The sequence below is a fragment of the Phormidesmis priestleyi ULC007 genome (assembly GCF_003003695.1).
Taxonomy (GTDB): Bacteria; Cyanobacteriota; Cyanobacteriia; order Leptolyngbyales; family Leptolyngbyaceae; genus Phormidesmis_A; species Phormidesmis_A priestleyi_A.
On record NZ_PVWG01000037.1, the window covers coordinates 1 to 23,685 of the forward strand.

Genomic DNA, 23,685 nt, shown 5'->3' on the forward strand with positions numbered 1-23,685 from the left:
AGAACAAGCGACTGCGAGCAGGCTGGGATGAGAATTACTTACTCAAGATTCTGACCGAATAAGATGCGTTTGCCCTGATCGTCCAAATCAGACTCCGAGGACTTCCATCCCTAGTTAATGTGAGTAACTCAGGAGGCGTTCATGATTGTACACCGTCGGCTTTGCTATGGGATCTTGAAAGGCTGGAATCAAGATCCCGCATACGTTCTTTACCTCTACCGAATATCGGAGACATCCATGTTTTTGTCCTCTTTGAATTAATCGAGAGGACAAAAACTATGGGAGTTAGGACGATCGTGCCTAGCTCGATTTCGTTTACCGTTGAGTTGCGTTGCTCAACCGAAAGACGGTATCGAGTCAGTGTAACGTTGGATTTGCAGGAGCGTTACATCTTTGTGTCCTCTGGTGTTATCCCAAACATTAGCGGTGCGATTGAAGAGTTCGTGTCTCAGTTAAGTGAGATAGCGTCTAATCAACTGGCATTGCTGAAGTGGGATGGCACGAGCGACTTGACGACGGAATATCAGATTGTTCGAGTGTTGCCGGGATATCAAGTTGAACGATCGTTAGCGAAGTTCAACATTGTCATCGGTAGTGGTTCACTGATTCAAGTGGAGGAGTTGCAGAACAAAATCATCATTCAACTCTAGATGAAGGGAACGATCGCGAAATTACCTCTTTGAAGGCTGACGGAAATTAAGCGATCGTCCCTTAATCATCTGAAGGGCTAACATTTTAGGTTGAATAGGATGAATTCTCGATCTCATTCCTGCTCACCCTTTACAGTTCGTAATCAGTCTAGTGAGCGATCGCACTCCTGAAAGTTTTAGACTTTTAAGATATCGCCAACGTTAGCCAGCTTTATCAGTCCTATGTTTCCAACTCACCGCCCTCGCCGTCTGCGTGCCCATCCTCAACTACGTCGGATGGTTCGTGAGAATGTGTTGACTACCAGTGATTTGATCTATCCGTTGTTTGCGGTTCCGGGTGAAGCGATCGCCAAAGAAGTTCGCTCGATGCCGGGGGTGTTTCAGCTATCGATCGACAAAATCGTTGAAGAAGCAAAAGAAGTCTACGATCTCGGCATTCCTTCAATTATTTTGTTTGGCATTCCCGCCGATAAAGACACCGATGCGACGGGCGCATGGCACGATTGCGGCATGATTCAAAAAGCGGCAACGGCGGTTAAAGAAGCGGTTCCCGATCTAATTGTGATTGCCGATACTTGCCTCTGTGAATACACGCCTCATGGTCATTGTGGCTATCTCGAAGTCGGTGATTTGTCAGGACGGGTTCTCAACGATCCGACCCTAGAACTGCTTAAAAAAACGGCGGTTTCTCAAGCAAAAGCCGGAGCCGATATCATTGCGCCTTCGGGCATGATGGATGGGTTTGTGCAAGCAGTGCGGCAAGGGTTAGACGAGGCAGGATTTCAAGACACGCCGATTATGTCCTATGCGGCAAAATATGCGTCCGCTTATTACGGACCCTTTCGAGATGCGGCAGAATCGGCTCCTCAATTTGGCGATCGCCGCACCTACCAAATGGACCCTGGCAACGCTCGTGAAGCCCTTAAAGAGATCGAACTCGACATTGCAGAAGGCGCAGATATGCTGATGGTCAAGCCTGCGCTGTCTTACATGGATGTAATTTATCGCGTGAAGGAAGCTACAAATCTGCCTGTTGCCGCCTATAACGTGTCGGGCGAATATGCAATGGTGAAAGCTGCTGCTCTCAATGGCTGGATCGATGAAGAGCGCGTCGTAATGGAGACGCTGACCAGCTTTAAGCGGGCGGGTGCTGACTTGATTCTCACCTATCACGCTAAAGATGCGGCTCGTTGGTTGGGCGCGTAGGCTTTTACGTCGAATTCATAAACCACAGTCCCCTATCAACTACTAAGGATCATGAATTAAATTAACGTCAGTTCGATGAAGTTCTTTCGCTTCGTTATTCAGCGCTTCAGCCCCCTAAATCCCCCGAATTGGGGGACTTCAAGCCAAAAATTCCGGTTCAAAGTCCCCCAGTTTTGGGGGATTTAGGGGGCTTCCCAAATTCATAATCGGAGCGAACCATGTCTGTCGAACTCACGTTAAAGAATATTCTGAATTCTAGTTCAATCCCAAATGGTGGCGTAGAGCTTGGCGCATTGTCTCAACTGGGACAGATTGCTGAGTCCAGATTTTGAGAGCGGCGGCTCCTTGTTGAATCAGCATTTCTAGACCGTCGATCGCAACGCTTCCCCGATCGCTAACCTGCTGCAAAAGCAGAGTCGGATTAGGCGTATAAATCAAATCGTAAGCAACGACTCCGGCCTTTAATTGATCAACTTCTGCTGGCGTGAGTGGAGATTTTTCAATGTGAGGAGACATGCCGATCGGCGTTGCATTCACCAACAGATCTGCACGAGGCAACCACTCAGTCAACGTCTCCCAAGCGTGAACCTGCAAGCCAAATGAACGATTCCAACTTTGAGAAAACGCTTCTAGCTTTTGAGCATCTCGTCCGACAATGTGAATTTCAGCACAGCCTAATTCCACACATCCCGCAACGACGGCTCTAGCGGCTCCACCGTTTCCTAAAATAACGGCAACTGACTGACTCCAATCTCGCTGCATTGATCGCAAAGGTGCTAAAAATCCTTCTGCATCGGTGTTGGTGCCGCTCCAGCCTTGATCCGTTCGCCAGACGGTGTTGACCGCCCCGATCGCTTGCGCTACTTCAGAAATCTCGTTCAATAGCGGCATGATCGTTTGCTTGTGGGGAATCGTGATGCTAAAGCCTTGGATGCCGATGGCCGCAAATCCTTTAATTGCCTGTTCTAAATTTTCGGGCGCGATCGCAAAGGGCAGATAAACAAAATCGGCACCCATTTCCGCAAGGGCGGCATTGTGCATCAGGGGCGAAAGAGAATGCGCGATCGGGTGTCCAATCACGCCTAGCAGCCTCGTTTCTCCCGTGATTTGCGTCATGTCTCTGGGTTCAACTGGTCACGAACTCGAAACAGAACGGAGTTGGCGTGAGAGGGCAACCCTTCAGCCTTTGCCAAAATATCGATCGCGTTCGCTGCCTTTTGCAATGCGATCGGCGAATATTGCACCAGGCTAGAGTGCTTCAAGAATGTTTCAACTCCCAGAGGTGACGCATATCGAGCCGATCCAGATGTGGGTAGCGTGTGGTTGGGCCCTGCCAAATAATCGCCTACTGCTTCCGGGGTCGAGCTTCCTAAAAAGATCGCGCCTGCGTGACGAATATTTTGCAGCAACGCCCACGGATCGTCTACTTCAAGCTCTAAATGTTCGGGCGCAAAGTCGTTTGAAAGTTCGGCGGCGGATTCTAGAGAATCTACGATCGCGACTAAACCGTAATGCGCGATCGCTTTCTCGGTCAAAGTTCTGCGAGGGTGATCCATCAGTTGTCGCTCAACCTCATCCACCACTTTCCGCGCCAAAGTAGAATCTGTGGTGAGCAAAATAGCGGCTGCCATCGAATCATGTTCTGCTTGAGCCAGCAAATCTGCTGCGATATAAACTGGATTTGCCGTTTCATCCGCAATAATCAAAACTTCAGACGGGCCCGCAAGTGAATCGATGCCAACTGTTCCATAAACCAGTTTCTTTGCCAACGTCACATAGATATTGCCTGGGCCTGTGATCACATCCACTTTGGGGATAGTTTCGGTTCCATAGGCCAGAGCCGCGATCGCTTGTGCGCCACCGACCCGATAGATCTCGTCTACTCCAGCTTCTTGAGCTGCCACCAAAACCGCCGCATTAATCACCTTATCTTTGCCAGGTGGAGTCACCATGACAATGCGAGGCACTTGAGCAACTTTTGCAGGAACGGCATTCATCAAAACCGTGCTGGGATAACACGCTAAACCGCCAGGAATATATAGCCCAGCGCGATCGACGGGAGTATAGCGTTTGCCCAAGACAATTTCGTCTTCTCCAAAATGCACCCAGCTTTTGGGCACTCGTTGTCGATGAAACGCCTCAATTTGCTGACGGGCTTGCTGAATTGCCATCAGCAGTTCTTTAGAAACCTGCTGATAAGCCGCGTCAAGCTCAGAGCCACTGACTCGCAGCTCTTCAGGCTTAATTTTTTGGTGATCGAACTCTAAGGTGTAATCTAACACCGCTCGATCTCCGAGTCGCTTAACCGCTTGCAAGACCTCCCGAACCGTCGCTTCTTTATGAACAACTTGATCGTCGTGAGTGCGATCGCAAATTCGTCGCAGTTCAGTTTTAGCCTCAGTCCACTGAGTGATGATTCGCAGCATGGAGTGTAGAAGTGTCAGACTTGAGATAACCCGTCTAGAAAAAAGGGCTTGAACCTTTCTAGCAACCTTGCCAATGCTAGACAAACCCTATCATCGTTACTCTAGCTTAACCCGGATTTTTAGAGGTGTATGCGATCGTTGAGATGTTAATGCTATAGTTATTTGTCTAGCGATTCTTGTGTCCAATAATAGTTATTCTTCTGGGATTTACTGTGGCTAATATTAAATCCGCGATTAAACGCGTCGAAATTGCAGAACGGAACCGTCTTCGTAACAAAGCATACAAATCAGCCGTCAGAACGCTGATGAAAAAGTGCATTGCAGCCGCAGATACTTACGCGGCTGAACCGTCTCCAGAAGCCTTGGAAGCTGTGAAAACCACCATGTCTTCGGCATTCAGCAAGATTGACAAAGCGGTGAAGCGGGGAGTCCTGCATCCCAACACAGGTGCCCGCCGTAAGTCTCGCCTTTCTAGAGAAGTCAAGAAGCAAACGGCTCTCGCATCCTAGAAATCTGTCATTGGGTTGATGATTTTAGGTTTGTCCTGAAGGATTTCATGCAACTGATCGACACCCATGTCCACATCAACTTTGATGCATTCAAGCCAGACTTGGATGCGATCGCGGCTCGTTGGCGAGAAGCGGGGCTAGTTCATCTAGTTCACTCCTGTGTCGAACCTGCCGAATTTGCTGAGATCCAGGCACTTGCCGATCGGTTTCCTGAGCTTTCCTTTGCAGTAGGGCTACATCCCCTGGATGTCGAAGAAAAGTGGACGGAAAGTTCTTCTCAGCAGATTATTGCCTTGGCAAAGTCTGACCCGCGGGTGGTAGCGATCGGGGAAATGGGGTTAGATTTCTTTAAAGCAGAAAATCGAGTGCAGCAGATTGAGGCATTTGAGGCGCAACTCGCGATCGCTCGACAGCTTGATCTACCCGTGATTATTCACTGTAGAGAGGCTGCAAAGCCAATGGCGGAGTTGTTGCGTCACTTCTATCAACAGCATGGCTCCGTGAAGGGCGTGATGCACTGTTGGGGCGGCACCCCCGAAGAAACTCAGTGGTTCTTAGATTTGGGCTTTTATATCAGTTTTAGTGGCACGGTGACCTTCAAAAAGGCGCTTCAGATTCAAGAATCTGCAAAAATGGTGCCGAGCGATCGTCTCCTGATCGAAACAGATTGCCCGTTTCTAGCTCCCGTTCCTAAACGAGGTGAAAAGCGCAATGAGCCGTCTTATGTGCAATATGTCGCTCAACAAGTGGCTCGTCTAAGAGAAACTCCCGTTGAGCAACTAGCCGCCCAAACGACTGAAAATGCTTGCCAACTCTTTAGTTTGAAGATTTCTTAACCCTGCCTTTCTGCTCCAAGCTAATTGACAGAGTTTAGATCTCACAAATTTGTTGATTCGTCAACCCACAAAACCGATTTGCTGCGCCATAATACTAGAAGGTGCAAATCATGCCCCATGAACGAGAGCTTCTACCAGGTTTTATTTTCCTCAGTAAAGCTTGAATCTGTCAGACGCTCAATTAAATCACCTCATCGATTGTTGGAAGAATTGGAAACGAAGCGAGCAACCAACAACCCACAACTAAATATCCAGGTTTTTGGATTCCTTTTGGGATTCCAAACTTTTTTGCATTGACTTATTTGTGCAAATAGTATAAAATTCAGGGTTCGCGCTGGGCGTGACCCTTCTGAGGAGACGCATGACTGAGCAGACCTACACCACCCCCGCCTTTGTTTTGCCGGATTTGGTCGAAATTCAACGGGCTAGCTTTCGCTGGTTTCTTGAAGAAGGCTTGATCGAAGAACTCGACAGCTTTTCGCCTATTACTGATTATACAGGCAAGCTTGAGCTTCACTTTTTAGGAAAAGACTTCAAGCTGAAGCCCCCTAAATATGATGTTGATGAGGCAAAGCGGCGCGATAGCACCTACGCCGTACAAATGTATGTGCCGACCCGTCTGATTAATAAAGAGACGGGTGAAATTAAAGAGCAGGAAGTTTTCATTGGCGATTTGCCGTTGATGACTGATCGCGGCACCTTTATCATCAACGGCGCTGAACGAGTGATTGTGAATCAGATCGTTCGCAGCCCTGGTGTCTACTACAAGTCAGAAACTGACAAAAACGGACGGCGTACCTACAATGCCAGCTTGATTCCTAACCGGGGTGCATGGCTGAAGTTTGAGACCGACAAGAATGATTTGGTCTGGGTTCGCATTGACAAAACTCGCAAGCTTTCTGCTCAAGTTCTGCTAAAGGCTTTGGGGTTGAGTGATGGCGAGATTTTTGATGCACTACGTCACCCTGAATATTTTCAGAAGACGATCGAGAAAGAAGGTCAGTTTGGCGAAGAAGAGGCTTTGATGGAGCTTTACCGTAAGCTTCGTCCTGGTGAACCGCCAACGGTTTCGGGTGGCGCTCAACTTCTAGAGTCTCGTTTCTTTGATCCCAAACGCTACGACTTGGGCAAAGTGGGGCGCTACAAGCTGAACAAGAAGCTCCGCCTCAGTGTTCCCGAAGGAACGCGGGTGTTGACTCCGCAGGATATCTTGTCTGCAATCGACTATTTGATCAACCTGGAGTTTGACACCGGAAGCATTGACGATATTGACCACTTAGGCAATCGCCGAGTGCGATCGGTGGGCGAACTTCTGCAAAACCAGGTGCGAGTCGGTTTAAACCGCTTAGAGCGAATCATTCGGGAACGCATGACGGTCTCTGATGCTGATTCTCTGACTCCTGCCTCGTTGGTCAACCCGAAACCGTTGGTTGCTGCGATTAAGGAGTTCTTTGGCTCCTCTCAGCTATCGCAGTTTATGGATCAGACCAATCCTCTAGCAGAGTTGACTCACAAGCGGCGTATCAGTGCATTAGGGCCAGGGGGTCTGACGCGAGAACGGGCAGGCTTTGCAGTCCGAGACATTCACCCGTCTCACTATGGGCGGATTTGCCCTATTGAGACTCCTGAAGGTCCAAACGCGGGTCTGATTGGTTCGTTAGCCACTCATGCTCGTGTGAATGCTTACGGATTTATTGAGACTCCTTACTATCCCGTCGAAAACGGTCGAGTCGTGAAGGATCATCCTCCGATCTATATGACTGCTGACGAAGAAGATGATCTGCGGGTTGCCGCAGGTGACATCACGATGGATGAAAACGGCTACATCATTAGCGAAGAAGTCGCGGTTCGCTATCGGCAAGATTTCACCGTTGCGACTCCTCAAGAGGTAGATTACGTAGCAATTTCTCCGGTGCAAATCATCTCGGTGGCAACTTCGCTGATTCCCTTTCTAGAACACGACGACGCAAACCGAGCGCTGATGGGTTCAAACATGCAGCGTCAAGCGGTGCCCCTGTTGCGTCCTGAGCGTCCCTTAGTGGGAACTGGCTTGGAAGCGCAAGCTGCCCGTGACTCTGGGATGGTAGTCGTCAGCCGTACCGATGGCGAAGTCACCTTTGTGGATGCCGATCGGATTCGAGTTCGCGATTCTCAAGGCGGCAAAGATATCAGCTATGCCCTTCAGAAGTATCAGCGATCGAACCAGGACACTTGCTTAAATCAGCGTCCGATCGTCTTTGTGGGCGATAAGGTGATTGCGGGTCAAATTCTGGCAGATGGATCTGCGACTGAAAAAGGTGAACTGGCGCTTGGTCAAAACATTCTCGTGGCTTATATGCCCTGGGAAGGCTACAACTATGAGGACGCAATTCTGATTAGCGAACGCCTAGTTCAAGAAGACGTTTACACCTCAATTCACGTTGAGAAATTTGAGATTGAGGCCCGTCAAACCAAATTAGGTCCAGAAGAAATCACGCGTGAAATTCCCAACGTCGGTGAAGATGCGCTGCGTCAATTAGATGAGACAGGCATTATTCGCATCGGAGCTTGGGTCGAGTCAGGCGATATTTTGGTCGGCAAAGTGACTCCAAAAGGGGAATCTGACCAACCGCCTGAAGAAAAACTCCTCCGAGCCATCTTCGGTGAGAAAGCCAGAGACGTGCGGGACAACTCCCTGCGAGTGCCCAACGGCGAAAAAGGTCGGATTGTTGACGTACGGGTGTTTACTCGTGAGCAAGGTGACGAGTTGCCTCCTGGCGCTAACATGGTCGTCCGTGTTTATGTGGCACAGAAGCGTAAGATTCAAGTTGGCGACAAGATGGCAGGTCGTCACGGCAATAAAGGGATTATTTCTCGGATTTTGCCGATCGAAGATATGCCCTATTTACCCGATGGCAAACCCGTTGACATCGTGCTTAATCCCCTCGGTGTACCAAGCCGGATGAACGTGGGTCAAGTCTATGAGTGTCTGCTAGGCTGGGCGGCTGAAAATCTGAACGTTCGCTTCAAAGTTGTGCCATTCGACGAAATGCACGGCGAAGAGAAGTCTAGAGAAACCGTTCACGCCAAGATCAGCGAAGCACAAGACAAGCGGATTAAATCAACGGGTGGACAAGATGGCTATTGGCTGTTTAACCCCGATAACCCTGGCAAAATTCAGGTTTATGACGGGCGGACTGGCGAAGCCTTCGATCGTCCGATCACGGTGGGCAAAGCCTATATGCTGAAGCTGGTTCACCTGGTTGACGACAAGATTCACGCTCGTTCGACGGGTCCCTACTCTCTGGTGACGCAGCAGCCTCTGGGTGGAAAGGCTCAACAGGGTGGTCAGCGATTTGGAGAGATGGAAGTGTGGGCACTGGAAGCATTTGGTGCTGCCTATACGCTGCAAGAGTTGTTGACGGTGAAGTCAGACGATATGCAGGGGCGAAACGAAGCGTTGAACGCGATCGTCAAAGGCAAAGCGATTCCTCGCCCTGGCACACCTGAATCGTTCAAGGTGTTGATGCGTGAGCTTCAGTCACTCTGTCTTGATGTTGCAGTTCACAAGGTCGAAACCAAGGAAGACGGCAGCAGTAAGGATATGGAAGTTGACTTGATGGCAGATGTAAACAGTCGTCGCGCGCCTTCTAGACCGACTTATGAATCCATTTCTAGAGAAGCGATGGACGAAGAAGAAGACTAAAGAGGGTGCTAGGTGCCGAGTGGCAGGATTTCCTGAATTCGGCACCTGAATCATCCTTTCTCGATACATTTTTCTAGCATCAATTGAATAGAGGAAAAACTACGCGATGCCAAAGCTAGAACAGCGATTTGACTACGTTAAAATTGGTCTGGCATCTCCCGATCGTATCCGTCAGTGGGGAGAAAGAACTTTACCCAACGGGCAGGTTGTGGGTGAAGTTACCAAGCCAGAAACCATTAACTACCGCACGCTCAAGCCTGAAATGGATGGCTTGTTCTGTGAGCGAATTTTTGGACCTGCTAAAGATTGGGAATGCCACTGCGGTAAATATAAGCGGGTGCGGCATCGCGGCATTGTCTGTGAGCGCTGCGGCGTAGAAGTGACGGAATCTCGCGTCCGTCGTCACCGTATGGGCTATATCAAGCTTGCCGCTCCGGTGGCTCACGTTTGGTATCTTAAGGGCATTCCGAGCTATATGGCAATTCTGCTAGATATGCCTCTACGGGATGTTGAGCAAATTGTCTACTTCAACGCTTACGTGGTGCTGAACGCGGGCAATGCAGAGCAGCTAACCTACAAGCAACTGCTCACCGAAGATCAGTGGATCGAAATCGAAGACGAACTCTATAGCGAAGACTCAAAGCTGTCGGGCATTGAGGTTGGTATCGGTGCAGAGGCCCTACAGCGGCTGCTGCAAGATATTCAACTCGACACCGAAGCCGAGCAATTGCGGGAAGATATCGCGACTTCTAAGGGGCAAAAGCGAGCCAAGCTGATCAAGCGCCTGCGGGTGATGGACAACTTCATCGCCACAGGTTCTAGCCCTGATTGGATGGTGTTAGACGTGATTCCAGTCATCCCGCCTGATCTGCGCCCGATGGTGCAGTTGGACGGGGGGCGGTTCGCGACTTCTGACTTGAATGATCTCTATCGTCGCGTCATTAACCGCAATAACCGTCTGGCTCGCCTTCAGGAAATTTTGGCTCCTGAAATCATCGTCCGCAACGAGAAGCGGATGCTCCAAGAAGCGGTCGATGCCTTGATTGACAACGGTCGTCGGGGTCGGACTGTGGTCGGCGCAAATAATCGTCCGCTCAAGTCTCTGTCTGACATCATCGAAGGAAAACAGGGTCGTTTCCGGCAAAACCTTTTGGGTAAGCGGGTCGATTACTCAGGTCGTTCTGTGATTGTGGTCGGGCCCAAGCTCAAGATTCATCAGTGCGGGTTGCCGAGAGAAATGGCGATCGAGCTATTTCAACCCTTTGTGATTCACCGTCTGATTCGTCAGGGATTGGTCAACAACATCAAAGCAGCGAAAAAGCTGATCCAGCGCAACGATCCCACCGTTTGGGACGTTTTGGAAGAGGTGATTGAAGGGCACCCCGTATTCCTGAATCGGGCACCGACGCTGCACCGTTTAGGCATTCAAGCCTTTGAGCCAATTTTGGTCGAAGGTCGAGCCATTCAACTGCATCCGCTGGTTTGTCCTGCGTTTAACGCTGACTTTGATGGCGACCAAATGGCCGTTCACGTTCCGCTCTCGATCGAAGCTCAGGCAGAAGCGCGATTGCTGATGCTGGCATCTAACAACATCTTGTCTCCGGCAACGGGTCGTCCGATCATCACGCCTAGCCAAGATATGGTTTTGGGCTGCTACTACTTGACGGCGGACAACCCGGCGGCTCAAGAAGGTGCGGGTGGCTACTATACCAACTTGGAAGATGCAATCAACGCTTACGAGCAGAAGCAAGTTGAACTTCATGCCTATATCTGGGTGCGCTTTGACGGTGACGTAGATATGCCCGACATCGAAGAAGAGCTAGTTGAAGAAAATGAATCGCCTGATGGCATTGTCACCAAGGTCTACAACTATCGTCGGACACGGGAAGACAAGGATGGCACCCTGATCTCTCAATACATTAAGACAACTCCGGGTCGCATCATCTACAACAAGACCATTCAAGAAGCTTTAGCGATCTAGGATTTAAAACTCAAAATCCGAAATGGTAAGCGAGGGCAATTTGAGATGTTGGATTTTGGATTGCCCATTCAAATCCAAAATCCAAACTCTAAAATCCAAAATCAGCACAGGTGGGGCACACGATGGCACAGAATTCAGAGAAGCAACTTTTTCGCAATCAGGTGGTCAACAAAAAGCAGTTGACGAACCTCATTGCTTGGGCGTTTACAAACTATGGCACCGCCCGTACTGCTCAAGTAGCAGACATGATCAAAGATTTGGGCTTTCGCTATGCAACCAAGGCGGGTGTCTCAATCAGTGTGGATGATTTGCAGATTCCACCCACCAAGCGTCAGTTGCTAGAAGCGGCGGAAGAAACGATTCGAGAGACTGAAGAGCGCTACACTCGCGGAGAAATCACCGAGGTGGAGCGATTCCAAAAGGTGATTGACACCTGGAACGGCACCAGTGAAGAACTCAAAGACGAAGTGGTGAAGCACTTCCGCGCTAACGACCCGCTAAACTCTGTCTATATGATGGCGTTCTCTGGAGCCAGAGGAAACATCTCTCAGGTGCGGCAGCTAGTGGGAATGCGCGGTCTGATGTCAAACCCCCAGGGGGAAATCATCGACTTACCGATTAAAACCAACTTTCGAGAAGGGTTGACTGTCACCGAATACATCATCTCCTCCTATGGTGCCCGGAAAGGACTCGTAGACACTGCCCTCCGAACGGCCGACTCTGGCTATCTCACCCGTCGTCTCGTAGATGTGTCTCAAGACGTGATCGTGCGAGAACTTGACTGCGGCACCGAGAAAGGGATCGTAGTCCTGCCCATGGTGGATGGCGATCGGGTGCTGATTCCCCTCAAAGATCGGCTCTTGGGTCGAGTTGCCGCCGCCGATGTCATTGATCCTGAAACGGGTGAAGTGATCATTGCCCGCAACCAGTCCATCAATAATGCAGACACCCAGCGAATCGGTCGAGCCAAAGTTGAGCAAGTGATCGCCCGATCGCCCCTCACTTGTGAAGCGGCCCGATCGGTCTGTCAACAATGCTATGGCTGGAGCTTGGCACACGCGCACCTGGTAGACATCGGTGAAGCGGTCGGAATTATCGCGGCGCAGTCGATCGGCGAACCGGGCACCCAACTCACCATGCGAACGTTTCACACGGGTGGGGTGTTTACGGGTGAAATGGCGCGTCAGGAAAAAGCCAACTTCGATGGCACAGTCCGTCTGCCAAAACTGATGCGAACTCGTCCATTGCGAACTCGGCACGGGGAAGACGCGCTGATTGTCGAATCAACTGGCGCTGACACTAAGGTGCTTTTAGAGAGCAAAGACGGCCAGAAGCAAGCCTTTTCTGTCTTGCAGGGTTCTACGCTGCTAGTGCGGGATAAGCAGTCGGTGAAAGCCGGACAGATCATGGCAGAAGTCCCGCTGACGGGTCGGGGTCGCAAAACGACTGAAAAAGCCGCAAAAGATGTCGCCTCTGACCTAGCAGGTGAGGTCAAGTTTGAAGACCTAGTGCCTGAAGAGAAGAAAGATCGGCAGGGCAACACGACTCGGATTGCTCAAAGAGGCGGTTTAATCTGGATTCTCTCAGGAGAAGTCTATAACCTACTGCCGGGTGCTGAACCTGTGGTCAAAAACGGCGACTACATTGAAGCCAATGGCGTGATTGCAGAAACGAAGCTAGTCACCGAAAACGGTGGGGTGGTGCGTTTACCTGAACAGGCAGAAGGCAAAGGTGGACGCGAAATCGAAATCATCACCGCTTCGGTCATGCTCGATGAAGCCCGTGTGCGGATTGAAACCCATCAGGGGCGTGGCGGCGATCAATATATGCTGGAGACTAACAGCAATCAGACCTTTTTGCTAAAGGCGACTCCTGGAAGTCAGGTCACCAATGGTCAAACCGTCGCCGAGTTGGTGGACGATCGCTATCGCACTCAAACGGGCGGCATCATTAAATATTCAGGGGTCGAAATTGCCAAACGAGGCAAAGCCAAGCAGGGTTATGAAGTCATTCAAGGCGGCACTCTGCTCTGGATTCCTGAAGAAGCTCATGAAGTCAACAAAGACATCTCCTTGCTGCTTGTGGAAGATGGTCAATACGTTGAGGCAGGCACCGAGGTGGTTAAAGACATCTTCTGTCAAAGCAATGGCGTAATTGAGGTGACTCAAAAGAACGACATTCTTCGAGAGATTGTGGTTAAGCCGGGTGACCTCCACATGATCGACAATCTGGATGCGGTTGTGACGAAAGAAGCCACGCTAGTGAATCCCGGTCAACAGGTGATGCCTGGATTGACGGTGGATGAATTGCGCTACGCGGAGTATGTTGAAACCCCTGAAGGCCCGGCGATCTTGCTGCGTCCGGTAACGGAGTTCAAGGTTGCCAATGAGCCTTCTGTTCCGAGCCAGGAATCTGTGAGCGAAGAGTCTGGGCGCGCTATTCGTCTACGTGCCATTCAGCGCTTACCTTATAAAGATGGTGAGCGGGTTCGGTCAGTAGAAGGAGTAGACTTGCTGCGAACTCAACTGCTGCTAGAAATCGATAAAGACGCGCCTCAGTTAGCCGCCGATATTGAGCTAATTCCCGATGAAACCGATCCTGAGTTAATGCGCCTACAACTGGTGATCCTAGAATCGCTAGTGATTCGTCGCGACATTGCGGCAGATACCACCCAAGGCAGCACCCACACTCACGTTTTAGTCAACGATGGCGATCAAATCACGCCGGGGGCAGTCATCGCTCGAACTGAAATTCAGTGTAAAGAAGCGGGTGAAATTCAGGGGATTCGTGAAGGAGCCGAGGCGATTCGTCGCATCTTGGTCGTTCGAGAAGCCGACAAGGTTGTGATTGAGACGAAAAACAAGAAACCCACAGTCAAACCAGGCGACTTGATGGTAGCGGGTTCTGATCTGGCATCTGGCTTTAAGCTAGTAGAGTCGGGTCAGGTGCTTGAGGTCGGTGACACTCAGGTGACGATGCGAATTGCTCGCCCTTATCGAGTGTCGCCGGGTGCGGTGCTGCACGTCGATGACGGTGACTTAGTGCAACGGGGTGACAACCTAGTGCTGCTGATTTTTGAGCGGACTAAAACAGGAGACATTATTCAAGGTCTACCGAGAATTGAGGAACTCCTGGAAGCCCGGAAACCTAAAGAAGCCTGTGTTTTGGTTGAACGACCGGGCACCGCACAAGTGGTCTACGGCGAAGACGACTCGGTAGAAGTCAAGGTCGTCGATAAAGAAGGACTGGTCACCGAGTATCCGATCGGCCCGGGTCAAAACTTGATCATTTCTGATGGTCAAGAAGTGCTGTCTGGAGAACGACTGACTGACGGCCCAGCTAACCCTCACGAGTTGCTTGAAGTGCTGTTCCGGGCCAACAAAGAAACTCTGGGAATTCACGACGCTTCAATGATTAGTTTGCGAGAGGTGCAAACCTTCTTGGTGAATGAAGTGCAGTCAGTCTATCAGTCTCAAGGCGTTGATATTTCTGACAAGCACATCGAAGTCGTCGTGCGGCAGATGACTTCTAAAGGGCGGGTCGATGATGGTGGAGACACTACGATGCTGCCCGGTGAATTGGTCGAACTCTATCAGATCGATCAAGTCAACGAGGCGATGTCGATTACTGGCGGTGCCCCTGCGGAATATACGCCAGTGCTGTTGGGCATCACCAAGGCTTCACTCAACACCGACAGCTTCATCTCGGCGGCGAGTTTCCAAGAAACGACTCGTGTGTTGACCGAAGCGGCGATCGAGGGCAAGTCTGACTGGTTGCGCGGTCTTAAAGAAAACGTGATCATCGGTCGCTTGATCCCGGCGGGGACGGGCTTTAATGCTTATGAAGAGACTGGCACGCCTGATATGGACATCGCCTATGATGGTTCGCCAGTGTTTGATGACGAAGCCGATCTTAACGAGGTTGTGCTTGACGATCGCAGTGCCCGCAGCTATGGCTTAGATAGCTTTGATGAGCGTCCGAGTTTTAGCTTCGAGAGCTTTGGCGGTGGCACAACTCCTGCTGCCGAACCCGATGTTTTCTCTCCCATCTTGGAGGAGGAGGATCTGATTGATGATGGGGTCGATGATGACGTAGAGGATGACGTAGAGGATGACGACCTTGAGGTTGATGACGTTGAAGTTGATGACGAAGTTTAAGTTCTGCTAGAACGCCTTAAATTAGTTCTAATGTCCTCCCCGTTTAACAACAGGGAGGATTTTTTGTGATTGACCGGAATGCGACACGTTATATCCATTTGATTTGTGGATGTGATAGATCCGCGAGAGGACACGGCAGTGCCATGTCCGTACAGTAGGGGCACGAAATGTCGTGCCCTCTCGAGATCGTTCGATCGGTCGCAATTGTTTTTGAAATTGGTATTGTTATAATGCGATCGCAGTTATATTGCCAAACGACTTATGAGCAGTCCCCTACTCATTATTCAAAAGTTAGATCTGGAGAACTGCCAAATTCCAGGCTATTTTGTCATCAGTACGGCTCCTATCAACGTTGAAGATCAGTCGCAAATTAAGAATCAGACTGACCCGGAAATCTTTATTCAACAAATCACTCAATACTTAAAAAATCATGGGGAAGATGCAGAAATTCTAATCATGATTCATGGCTACAACACGGGTCAGTCGGGGGCAGAATGGTGGTATAAGACTGCTTGCGAATATATTTCTCAACATTATCAAAAAGCGCCTAAAGGTTTATTAGTAGTTGGTTATCGCTGGTCTTCAGAAAAAATTTCTGAAGGTGATTCTGGAAATTTTAAAGATAAAATCAAGTTTACTCAGCAGGCACTACCCAGGCTGTTGAGTTTGATTTCAAAGTTAGGAATTGTTGGAGTTATCGTGGGTTTGATCGGCACGATCGCAGGCATTTTCGCAGCGCTGTCTCTAACTTTTGGCGTAGAGATTCTACTGGCTTTTGTGGTTCTTTTAATTCTCTCTTTAATTGCGATCTCGCCGATTTTAACGATCGTGGCTCTGAGACTCACTGGTTACTTTCGAGATACTTTTCGGGCAGCTAACTATGGGGTATCTGATTTAGTTGAATTCATTCGGCAGTTAGATCAGTCCCTAGTGCAAAATGTCGGAGCTGACGATCGTCAAACTCAAACTGCCCATCATGAGCAGCGCCGGATTCGTCTGTCTTTTATCGGTCACAGTATGGGCGCTTTTGTAGTGACCAATGCTGTCCGAATTTTGTCAGATGTTTTCGATCCAGGGTCGATCGGAAACTTGGATGTTAACAATCGAAACAAATGCCCTTCTTCTGAGATTGGCAACGCACTTTGTTTAGGAAAACTCGTTTTAGTTGCGCCCGACATTCCGGCAGAAGCGATCGTGTCGGGTCGAGCAAACACGCTGCGATCGTCACTGCGTCGCTTCCAAGAAGCTTATCTCTTTTGCAATGAAGGAGACATGGCGCTGAAGCTAGCTTCGACCTCGGCTAACTATTTTAGCTTTCCGGCGAAAACCCGCGATGGCGGCTATCGACTCGGCAATGTGATGGTTAGAAACTGGTTAGGACGTGGCAGAGAATCTCGTCAATCAGCCTCATCGAGTATCGTCAACCAAGCTGAAGACGGTCAATTAGTGAATGCGAGAGGAGCAGGCTTTTTAGATTATTTATTTATTCGTGAGCAAAAGCCTTTGTCGGAGAGACAACTGCAAGTCGGGTTAGAGGAAAATCAGAAGTCGATCGCTGAACTTTTTACCTATTTTGACTGCACCAATTATCAAGAAAAGTATCATGATCCTAAAACAGGTCAAGAGAAAGAAGTTGGGATCGTGAGCCGCGCTTTAGGCAAATCATTTCTAAGCTTTAGTGATTATGTTTCTCTGAGCTTAGACTTTTTTAGCGGGAAGATTGATACTCACGGCGGATATATTTTTAGCTCTCAAAATCGTCCCCAACCCGAACTCAGCAAGCGGCTAATTTATGGACTGAGTTGTCTTGGGTTTGAGGGCTTTTTAGAAACCCTAAAAACAGATGCTTTCTTTGAACGATCGCTTGCCAAAATTGTAGCCTTGCATCCCAATCTAACGGCACTTCAGCAAGAAAAAATGGCTTTGCTGCAAACCCTTTCGCACTTGTGTGGAGAAAGAGGAATGCAAGTTTTGTTAGCACCTGAACGCTATCACGTTGATATTCTGGGACAGAGGCGCGATCGCAACGACTACTAACTTTCAATAAACCGTATCTTTAAACCACGTCAGTTCGACGAGGTTTTTCGCTTCGTTGTCGGCGGCTTCTGCCCCCTAAATCCCCATTCTGGGGGACTTTGAACCGGAAATTTTGGCTTGAAGTTCCCCAAACTTGGGAATTTAGGTAGCTCTCCCGAATTCACAACCGGAGCAACCCACTTCTGTCGAACTGACGTTTAAACAAGAAGTTTGAAGTCTGAATCAGCCGAGGCAAGTTGTAGATGGATGTTATGCCGATCGCAGTTGAATTTCAACAGGTTGCTTATTATTTAGGTCAGCGCTCTCTCGTACTCAATCTCAACTTTAGAATTGAGTCAGGCGAAACGCTGGTTTTACTAGGTCGAAGCGGCTGCGGCAAAACGACCACGCTGCGGCTGATCAATCGCTTGCTGACTCCGGCTCAAGGAGAGGTGCGAGTTGAAGGCATTTCGACTTGCGAGTGGAATCCGATTCAGCTACGACGGCGGATTGGTTATGTGATTCAGGAGGTCGGGCTATTTCCTCACTTTACGATCGAGCGAAATATTGGGGTCGTGCCGTCTCTGCAAAAGTGGGAGCCGTCACAGATTAAAAAGCGCGTGTTAGCGCTCTTAGAACTCGTTGGGTTAGAACCCGATCGCTTTGCTCAACGATATCCGCACGAGTTATCCGGGGGGCAACGGCAGCGAGTCGGAGTCGCGAGAGCGCTGGCGGCCGATCCGCCAATCTTGTTAATGGATGAGCCATTTGGGGCACTCGATCCGATCACTCGCGTTGAGCTTCAGCAAGAATTTCGGCAATTGCAGCAGCGTCTCGGCAAAACGATCGTGTTTGTCACGCACGATATTCAAGAGGCTTTTACCCTCGGTTCTCGAATTGGCTTAATGCAAGCGGGTGAGTTTGTGGTGATGGCAACGCCCGAAGAGTTTGTGAAATCGACCCATCCAGAAGCCCAAGCGTTTTTGAGGGTGAGAGGCGAATGGAATTCTTAAATCGCTATGGCGAAGAAATCTTACAGCGCAGTGGACAGCATCTATTTTTGGTGTTTACGTCGATCGCAATCGCCGTTCTCATTGGCATTCCGTTAGGTATTTTGATTACTCGCAAACCCGCGTTAAGTAGACCTGTGCTGGGCTTTGCTAATGCGATTCAAACAATGCCGAGTTTAGCGATTTTTGGGTTTCTGATTCCGGTGCCATTCATTGGTGGCATTGGGGCGAGAACGGCGATCGTAGCGCTGATTCTCTACTCGCTTTTGCCGATTATTCGCAACACTTATTTAGGAATTATGGGCGTTGATCCGGCCATTCGAGAAGCGGGAATGGGCCTGGGAATGACCGATCGTCAGCTTTTATTGCAGGTTGAAATTCCGTTAGCGTTGGGGGTGATTTTAGGCGGTGTGAGACTTGCCACCGTGATCGGGGTGGGGCTGGCAACGATCGCGGCGGCGATCGGCGCAGGCGGTTTGGGAGAATTTATTTTTCGTGGTGTTGCGGTGGTCGATAGTCAGTTGATTTTAGCGGGGGCAATTCCGGCTGCGATAATGGCGTTAACGGCCGATTTTGCCCTGGGTTTAGTTGAGCGTCGTCTCACTTTAAAGAAATGAACTTAAAACGATTTTTTGTGTTTTTTCTATTGATGGTTGCTCTGGTGACTGGAATTGCTGCCTGTAGTTCGGGAGGCGATCGCGTTGTAATCGGCACTAAAAATTTCACCGAACAAGTGATTTTAGGAGAAATTCTGGCCCAACAAATTGAGGGCAAAACAAGTCTGAAGGTCGATCGCCGCTTTAATCTTGGCGGGACGCTGATCTGTCAACAGGGCATGATTTCTGGAGATCTCGACCTCTATCCAGAATATACAGGCACGGCTTACACTACGATTTTGAAGTTTCCGGCGATCGCAGATGCCAAAAAAGTTTTTGAGCAACTCAAACAAGAATATCCTGCTCGCTACAAGCTAGAGTGGACGGCTCCGTTTGGGTTTAACAACTCGTTTGCGATGGTGATTCGGGGTGACGATGCCAAAAAATATAATCTGCAAACTCTTTCACAAGCGGCGAAATATACCCCTCAATGGCGCGCTGGATTTGGGTTTGAATTTCTCAACCGAGAAGACGGGTTTCCGGGGTTGTCGAAAACTTACAATCTCAAATTTGCCGAGTCTCCAAAAGTGATGGATTTGGGGTTGCTCTATCGGGCACTTACGGATAAGCAGGTCGATTTCGTGGCGGGTAATACAACTGATGGCGTGATTCCGACGTTAAATTTGGTGGTGCTAAAGGACGATCGTCAATATTTCCCCCCTTATGAAGCGGCGGCGATCGTGCGTCAAGAAACACTCCGCAAACATCCTGAGTTAAAGCAAGTGCTTGACCAGTTGGGCGGCACAATTTCTGAGAAGAAAATGCAGGAATTAAACTATCGAGTCGATGGCAAAAAAGAAGATGTTAAACAAGTGGTTCGAGAGTTTTTGCAGTCAAAATCTTGATCATTCTCATCTGTCTTCTGATGAAATGTGAGTTCGACGAGTTTTTTCGCTTCGTTCTCAGCGTCTTCTGCCCCCTAAATCCCCCATTCTGAGGGACTTCAAGTCAAAATTTCCGGTTCAAAGTCCCCCATTTTTGGGGGATTTAGGGGGCTTCCCGAATTCATCATCGGAGTGAACCACTTCTATCGAACTCACGTTAATGAAGAATCGGCATCACCATCAAACATGACAATAAAGGTTTCGTCGGGCATGAGTCGGCGCAAAACGTGCAGATATCCATCAGCATCTGAGCGGTTGCGACAACGCGCGACGACAATGCGCTGCATATTGGGAAGCAATCGCACGACTAACCACCTATTGAGGCGGTCTCGATAGGGCATAATAATGAGTGTCTCCATTGAGTTTGGAGCTTTAGCCAGTGCTGAACTTTCCACGGGACGCACTGGCTTTTCGCTTGCTTGAATATTATCACGCTTATGCAGATCAGTGATCAGCTTGTGGGAAAAATCACTAATCTGCATAGAAGCAGTGATTTAAGTCCGAAATCATGTGCCCTAATCTATGACAAAAAGAATCACCTTGCCACCATTAGGCGAACATGATGACGACTGGATAACAATTCTCGCTTGGCTTTATAGCCGCAGCAGATCAAGTCAAGCGGCTGCTTTGATTAGTGTTGGAGTTGCAGAGCAGAAAACTGAAGTTGCAACTATGTTGGAATATATGGCTCAAAAGCGCGGTGTTACCGTTGATGAGCTAATTAAAAGTATTTTGGGTGGGACGATCGATGACGATCGCGATGACCCAATCGACGAAGACTAAATAGATTGTTAGCCTTTCAAATCTTTGACGGTAAGAACGATCGAAAGAATAGGCTTTCCTCTTCTGATTGAGCAGCAGAAATTACTGCTGCTCAATCAGAAGAGGAAGATCTAATTCTTCTATTTGCTGTCAAAGATTAGGAATGGGCGATCGTAAACCAAGCCCGCAACACTTCTGCCACCGTCCACGCTTGAGCAATGCAACCTCGCGGATTCATGGGCGCATCGCCATCAAAAATCTCGCTCAAACTACCGACTCCGTGATTTGAACAATGGGCTGCCATTGGCTCTAAAAACTCACGCGCTTTAGTCGGGTTGTTGTAAACACGCAAATGAGCGATCGCAAAAGCACCCATCAGCCAACCCCAGGCAGTGCCTTGATGATAAGCTCCATCTCGCTGAAGTTGAGAACCGCCATAGTGTCCTTGATAATGTTCATGAGTGGGTGAGAGCGATCGCAATCCATAAGAAGTAAGCAGCGATCGTGAACAGGCATCAACTACGCTTTTTTGTTGAGCCGCAGTCAACGGACTTTCGGGCAGAGACACCGCAAAAATCTGATTAGGACGCAGCGCCGAATCATCACCATCGGGGCTGTCTAGCAGATCATAACAATAGCCTTTAGACTCGTTCCAAAAACGCGGAAATCTCGCCAGCACGCGCTCTGCCATTGCGTCATATTCTCGGTGCGGCTTGCCAATTTGACGAGCAAACTTTGCCATAATTCGCAGAGCGTTATACCACAAAGCATTAATCTCAACAGGCTTGCCGATGCGCGGAGTCACGACCCAATCGCCGACTTTGGCATCCATCCAGGTGAGTTGTGTCCCTGTTTCTCCGGCATAGAGCAACCCATCCGCCGGGTCAAGGTGAATGTGATAGCGAGTGCCGCGACAGTGCCAATCAATGACTTCTGCCAAGACGGGAAAAATATCGTGCAGCAAGTCACGATCGTCCGTTGCATTGTAATAAGCTTGAATCGCGATAAAGTACCACAGCGTTGCATCGACCGTGTTGTATTCCGGGTTCTCTCCGGCATCGGGAAAGCGATTGGGCAGCATTCCCCGATTGATGTGCAAAGCATAGGTTTGAATGATCGATCGCGCAATCTCTGGGCGACCCGTTGCGAGGGTCAATCCTGGTAGGCTGATCATCGTGTCTCGTCCCCAGTCCCCAAACCAGGGATAGCCCGCCACGATCGTTTTGCCATTGGGGTTATTGGGCTGCGATCGGTTCACAATAAATTGATCGGCAGATAAGACTAATTGTTTAATCCAAACAGGTGCAGAATCGGTTTGTTTGCCCTGGTCAATTTTCCAGCGATCGAGCAATCTTTGTTCATAGGCGTGTTGAATACGCAGTGCTGTCTCTCCATCAAGATTGGGCGTTGCATCAGTGCTGGCGATAAACGTCACTGACTCGCCGGGGTGCAGCGTCGCCTCAAAGGTCGCAGCGTGGAGATGATCATCTCGATCGTTGAGTCCCCGATCGCGCTCGACAGCCAACTCATAGCGATAATACCAATCGTGCATTGGGGTGGCTTTTGCGCCCCGACACAGCAAATAAAACGGTGTAGCTTCTGGGTAGGCTGAAATGCAAACGTCTTTGCCGATCGAGTCAACGCCCAGTTGCCAATGGTCGCCCTGAGTTTCGCTGTGATGGTCGCGATAATTGACGAGTGCCTTGAGGGTCAGGGTTAGCGGCTGGGTAGCTCGGTGCAAGTGATATTGCACATAGGTAGTGTTAGCTCCTTGCTGCATCCAGATGCGCTTTTCGAGCAGGGCATCGCCACACGCAAACCGCCACACGGGAACGGTGCCTTCTAAAAAAAACCGCTCAATGTTGCGATAGCCATTAGAACAAACGATGCCGCCTTTCCAGCGATTGGTGCTGAGAGGGTAGAATTCTTTGCCATAGCGGACGCTTTCATCGAGCTTAGTGACGAGTAGCGTGCGCTGCTGGGGAGGCTTGAGCGCGGCAACCAGTAAGCCGTGATAGCGACGAGTGAGCAGCCCCGCGATCGTGCCCGATGCGTATCCTCCAATGCCGTTGGTGACGAGCCATTCTCGTGTTTCCGCAGCCGCAAGATTGCCGCAGATCTCTCGTCCAAAATCGATACTCATCACAAAAAAGCCTTTCGGTAGCGTCTCTATTTACCCTGATTATGAGGTGAAAGAGCAAGCGATCGCAGCAATTATTACGACCCATGCGATCGCTTATCTCAATTGTTTTAAGTTTTAGCCTTCAGTCTTTACGATTCGCGATCGCCTACACTAAAGAAAAGCAATTCTGGGATGTTCGCTATGTCTATCCTCTTATCTCAAGAAGCTCTAAAGCAGCTAGGCATTGATGATTCGACTAAATTCGATGAACACACTGTTAAAGAACAAGTGAGAAAACTGCATCCTGAGTTCACCTCTGAAGATGTAGAAGCTTTTTTAGCTTACCTGTCTGTCAAGCAGAAAAGAAGCGAAGTTTTTAAGCGCCTTGCTGATGCCTAAATTTCTCTCTACATTTGTAGTCTTAGCACTACACCAAGATATGGTTGCAGCATTTGGCGGAGCCACAGGCGTGAGAGATGAAGGGCTACTTGACTCAGCCTTAGCCCAACCCCAAGCAACGTTTGGTGGAGAGTTTTTGCATTCAACTATTTATGAGCAGGCATCAGCTTACCTCTATCATATTTCTAGAAACCATCCCTTTATTGATGGTAATAAACGTACAGCCTGTGCCGCGATGGAGGCTTTTCTAGAGTTAAACGATTATGAGTTGACACTATCTGATGAAGAGGAATATCAACTCGTGATTGAGGTTGCTCAAGGAAATATGACTAAAGATGAAATATCTACATTTCTAGAACGCTGTGTCCAAAAGAATTAAGTTGACG

General features: G+C 49.3%; 18 protein-coding genes. 14 read left to right on the forward strand and 4 right to left on the reverse strand.

Going from position 1 to position 23,685, the window contains the following annotated elements; all coding sequences use genetic code 11:
* Positions 1-278: 278 nt before the first annotated feature.
* Entirely contained in the window at positions 279-650 is a 372-nt protein-coding gene (locus tag C7B65_RS20600) for a hypothetical protein (protein ID WP_073074565.1), read from the forward strand.
* 222 nt (positions 651-872) lie between these two features.
* The gene (gene hemB, locus C7B65_RS20605; protein ID WP_073074566.1) at positions 873-1,856 is read left to right on the forward strand and encodes a porphobilinogen synthase; all 984 of its coding nucleotides are present in this window, start codon (positions 873-875) and stop codon (positions 1,854-1,856) included.
* 255 nt (positions 1,857-2,111) lie between these two features.
* On the opposite strand, the gene C7B65_RS20610 is transcribed toward hemB, so the two are convergent.
* Together C7B65_RS20610 and hisD are read right to left on the reverse strand one after the other, a co-directional pair.
* On the reverse strand, positions 2,112-2,972 hold the full coding sequence (locus C7B65_RS20610; protein ID WP_073074567.1) for a shikimate dehydrogenase: 861 nt from the start codon (positions 2,970-2,972) through the stop codon (positions 2,112-2,114).
* Positions 2,969-4,282 carry a histidinol dehydrogenase gene (gene hisD, locus C7B65_RS20615; RefSeq protein ID WP_073074568.1) on the reverse strand — a complete coding sequence of 438 codons (1,314 nt, stop codon included), beginning with the start codon at positions 4,280-4,282 and terminating at the stop codon, positions 2,969-2,971. Before hisD ends, C7B65_RS20610 begins: the two co-directional genes overlap by 4 nt.
* A 212-nt stretch (positions 4,283-4,494) precedes the next feature.
* Here hisD and rpsT point away from each other — a divergent pair, with 212 nt between their 5' ends.
* From rpsT to C7B65_RS20660, 9 genes are all read left to right on the forward strand, one after another.
* A complete protein-coding gene (rpsT, locus tag C7B65_RS20620) occupies positions 4,495-4,791 on the forward strand; it encodes a 30S ribosomal protein S20 (RefSeq protein WP_073074569.1) in 297 nt (98 codons plus the stop codon).
* 47 nt (positions 4,792-4,838) lie between these two features.
* Complete coding sequence (locus C7B65_RS20625) at positions 4,839-5,627, forward strand: TatD family hydrolase (RefSeq protein ID WP_073074570.1); 789 nt, start codon at positions 4,839-4,841, stop codon at positions 5,625-5,627.
* A 361-nt stretch (positions 5,628-5,988) separates the two neighbouring features.
* The gene (gene rpoB / locus C7B65_RS20630) at positions 5,989-9,312 is read left to right on the forward strand and encodes a DNA-directed RNA polymerase subunit beta (protein ID WP_073074571.1); all 3,324 of its coding nucleotides are present in this window, start codon (positions 5,989-5,991) and stop codon (positions 9,310-9,312) included.
* Positions 9,313-9,418: 106 nt separating this feature from the next.
* Positions 9,419-11,293 carry a DNA-directed RNA polymerase subunit gamma gene (locus C7B65_RS20635; RefSeq protein WP_073074572.1) on the forward strand — a complete coding sequence of 625 codons (1,875 nt, stop codon included), beginning with the start codon at positions 9,419-9,421 and terminating at the stop codon, positions 11,291-11,293.
* 122 nt (positions 11,294-11,415) lie between these two features.
* Positions 11,416-15,450, forward strand: coding sequence for a DNA-directed RNA polymerase subunit beta' (locus C7B65_RS20640; protein WP_073074573.1), 4,035 nt, complete (start codon positions 11,416-11,418; stop codon positions 15,448-15,450).
* A gap of 261 nt (positions 15,451-15,711) precedes the next feature.
* On the forward strand, positions 15,712-17,487 hold the full coding sequence (locus tag C7B65_RS20645; RefSeq protein ID WP_073074574.1) for an alpha/beta hydrolase: 1,776 nt from the start codon (positions 15,712-15,714) through the stop codon (positions 17,485-17,487).
* Between the two features lie 251 nt (positions 17,488-17,738).
* Positions 17,739-18,479, forward strand: coding sequence for an ATP-binding cassette domain-containing protein (locus C7B65_RS20650; protein ID WP_073074594.1), 741 nt, complete (start codon positions 17,739-17,741; stop codon positions 18,477-18,479).
* Entirely contained in the window at positions 18,467-19,093 is a 627-nt protein-coding gene (locus tag C7B65_RS20655) for an ABC transporter permease (protein WP_073074575.1), read from the forward strand. The genes C7B65_RS20650 and C7B65_RS20655 overlap by 13 nt, the downstream gene beginning before the upstream one ends.
* Positions 19,090-19,977 (forward strand): glycine betaine ABC transporter substrate-binding protein, encoded by an 888-nt coding sequence (locus tag C7B65_RS20660; RefSeq protein WP_073074576.1) that lies wholly within the window; start codon positions 19,090-19,092, stop codon positions 19,975-19,977. Before C7B65_RS20655 ends, C7B65_RS20660 begins: the two co-directional genes overlap by 4 nt.
* 191 nt (positions 19,978-20,168) lie before the next feature.
* Here C7B65_RS20660 and C7B65_RS28890 read toward each other — a convergent pair whose 3' ends face one another.
* Entirely contained in the window at positions 20,169-20,498 is a 330-nt protein-coding gene (locus C7B65_RS28890) for a hypothetical protein (protein WP_223257471.1), read from the reverse strand.
* A gap of 40 nt (positions 20,499-20,538) precedes the next feature.
* Here C7B65_RS28890 and C7B65_RS20670 point away from each other — a divergent pair, with 40 nt between their 5' ends.
* Positions 20,539-20,799: a hypothetical protein gene (locus C7B65_RS20670; protein ID WP_073074577.1), complete on the forward strand. Its 261-nt coding sequence runs from the start codon at positions 20,539-20,541 to the stop codon at positions 20,797-20,799.
* Positions 20,800-20,935: 136 nt separating this feature from the next.
* Here the strand turns inward: C7B65_RS20670 and C7B65_RS20675 are convergent, their stop codons facing one another.
* A complete protein-coding gene (locus C7B65_RS20675) occupies positions 20,936-22,921 on the reverse strand; it encodes an amylo-alpha-1,6-glucosidase (RefSeq protein WP_073074578.1) in 1,986 nt (661 codons plus the stop codon).
* 180 nt (positions 22,922-23,101) lie between these two features.
* Between C7B65_RS20675 and C7B65_RS20680 the strand changes: the two genes are divergently transcribed.
* A complete protein-coding gene (locus C7B65_RS20680) occupies positions 23,102-23,299 on the forward strand; it encodes a hypothetical protein (protein ID WP_073074579.1) in 198 nt (65 codons plus the stop codon).
* Entirely contained in the window at positions 23,292-23,678 is a 387-nt protein-coding gene (locus C7B65_RS20685) for a type II toxin-antitoxin system death-on-curing family toxin (protein ID WP_223257472.1), read from the forward strand. Before C7B65_RS20680 ends, C7B65_RS20685 begins: the two co-directional genes overlap by 8 nt.
* The last annotated feature ends 7 nt before the right edge of the window (positions 23,679-23,685 follow it).

Bases quoted from the DNA above. Each gene is read 5' to 3' on its own strand.
- C7B65_RS20600 (WP_073074565.1), top strand. From the start codon at position 279: ATGGGAGTTAGGACGATCGTGCCTAGCTCGATTTCGTTTACCGTTGAG.
- hemB (WP_073074566.1), top strand. From the start codon at position 873: ATGTTTCCAACTCACCGCCCTCGCCGTCTGCGTGCCCATCCTCAACTA.
- C7B65_RS20610 (WP_073074567.1), bottom strand. From the start codon at position 2,972: ATGACGCAAATCACGGGAGAAACGAGGCTGCTAGGCGTGATTGGACAC.
- hisD (WP_073074568.1), bottom strand. From the start codon at position 4,282: ATGCTGCGAATCATCACTCAGTGGACTGAGGCTAAAACTGAACTGCGA.
- C7B65_RS20625 (WP_073074570.1), top strand. From the start codon at position 4,839: ATGCAACTGATCGACACCCATGTCCACATCAACTTTGATGCATTCAAG.
- rpoB (WP_073074571.1), top strand. From the start codon at position 5,989: ATGACTGAGCAGACCTACACCACCCCCGCCTTTGTTTTGCCGGATTTG.
- C7B65_RS20635 (WP_073074572.1), top strand. From the start codon at position 9,419: ATGCCAAAGCTAGAACAGCGATTTGACTACGTTAAAATTGGTCTGGCA.
- C7B65_RS20640 (WP_073074573.1), top strand. From the start codon at position 11,416: ATGGCACAGAATTCAGAGAAGCAACTTTTTCGCAATCAGGTGGTCAAC.
- C7B65_RS20645 (WP_073074574.1), top strand. From the start codon at position 15,712: ATGAGCAGTCCCCTACTCATTATTCAAAAGTTAGATCTGGAGAACTGC.
- C7B65_RS20650 (WP_073074594.1), top strand. From the start codon at position 17,739: ATGCCGATCGCAGTTGAATTTCAACAGGTTGCTTATTATTTAGGTCAG.
- C7B65_RS20655 (WP_073074575.1), top strand. From the start codon at position 18,467: ATGGAATTCTTAAATCGCTATGGCGAAGAAATCTTACAGCGCAGTGGA.
- C7B65_RS20660 (WP_073074576.1), top strand. From the start codon at position 19,090: ATGAACTTAAAACGATTTTTTGTGTTTTTTCTATTGATGGTTGCTCTG.
- C7B65_RS28890 (WP_223257471.1), bottom strand. From the start codon at position 20,498: ATGCAGATTAGTGATTTTTCCCACAAGCTGATCACTGATCTGCATAAG.
- C7B65_RS20670 (WP_073074577.1), top strand. From the start codon at position 20,539: ATGACAAAAAGAATCACCTTGCCACCATTAGGCGAACATGATGACGAC.
- C7B65_RS20675 (WP_073074578.1), bottom strand. From the start codon at position 22,921: ATGAGTATCGATTTTGGACGAGAGATCTGCGGCAATCTTGCGGCTGCG.
- C7B65_RS20680 (WP_073074579.1), top strand. From the start codon at position 23,102: ATGTCTATCCTCTTATCTCAAGAAGCTCTAAAGCAGCTAGGCATTGAT.
- C7B65_RS20685 (WP_223257472.1), top strand. From the start codon at position 23,292: ATGCCTAAATTTCTCTCTACATTTGTAGTCTTAGCACTACACCAAGAT.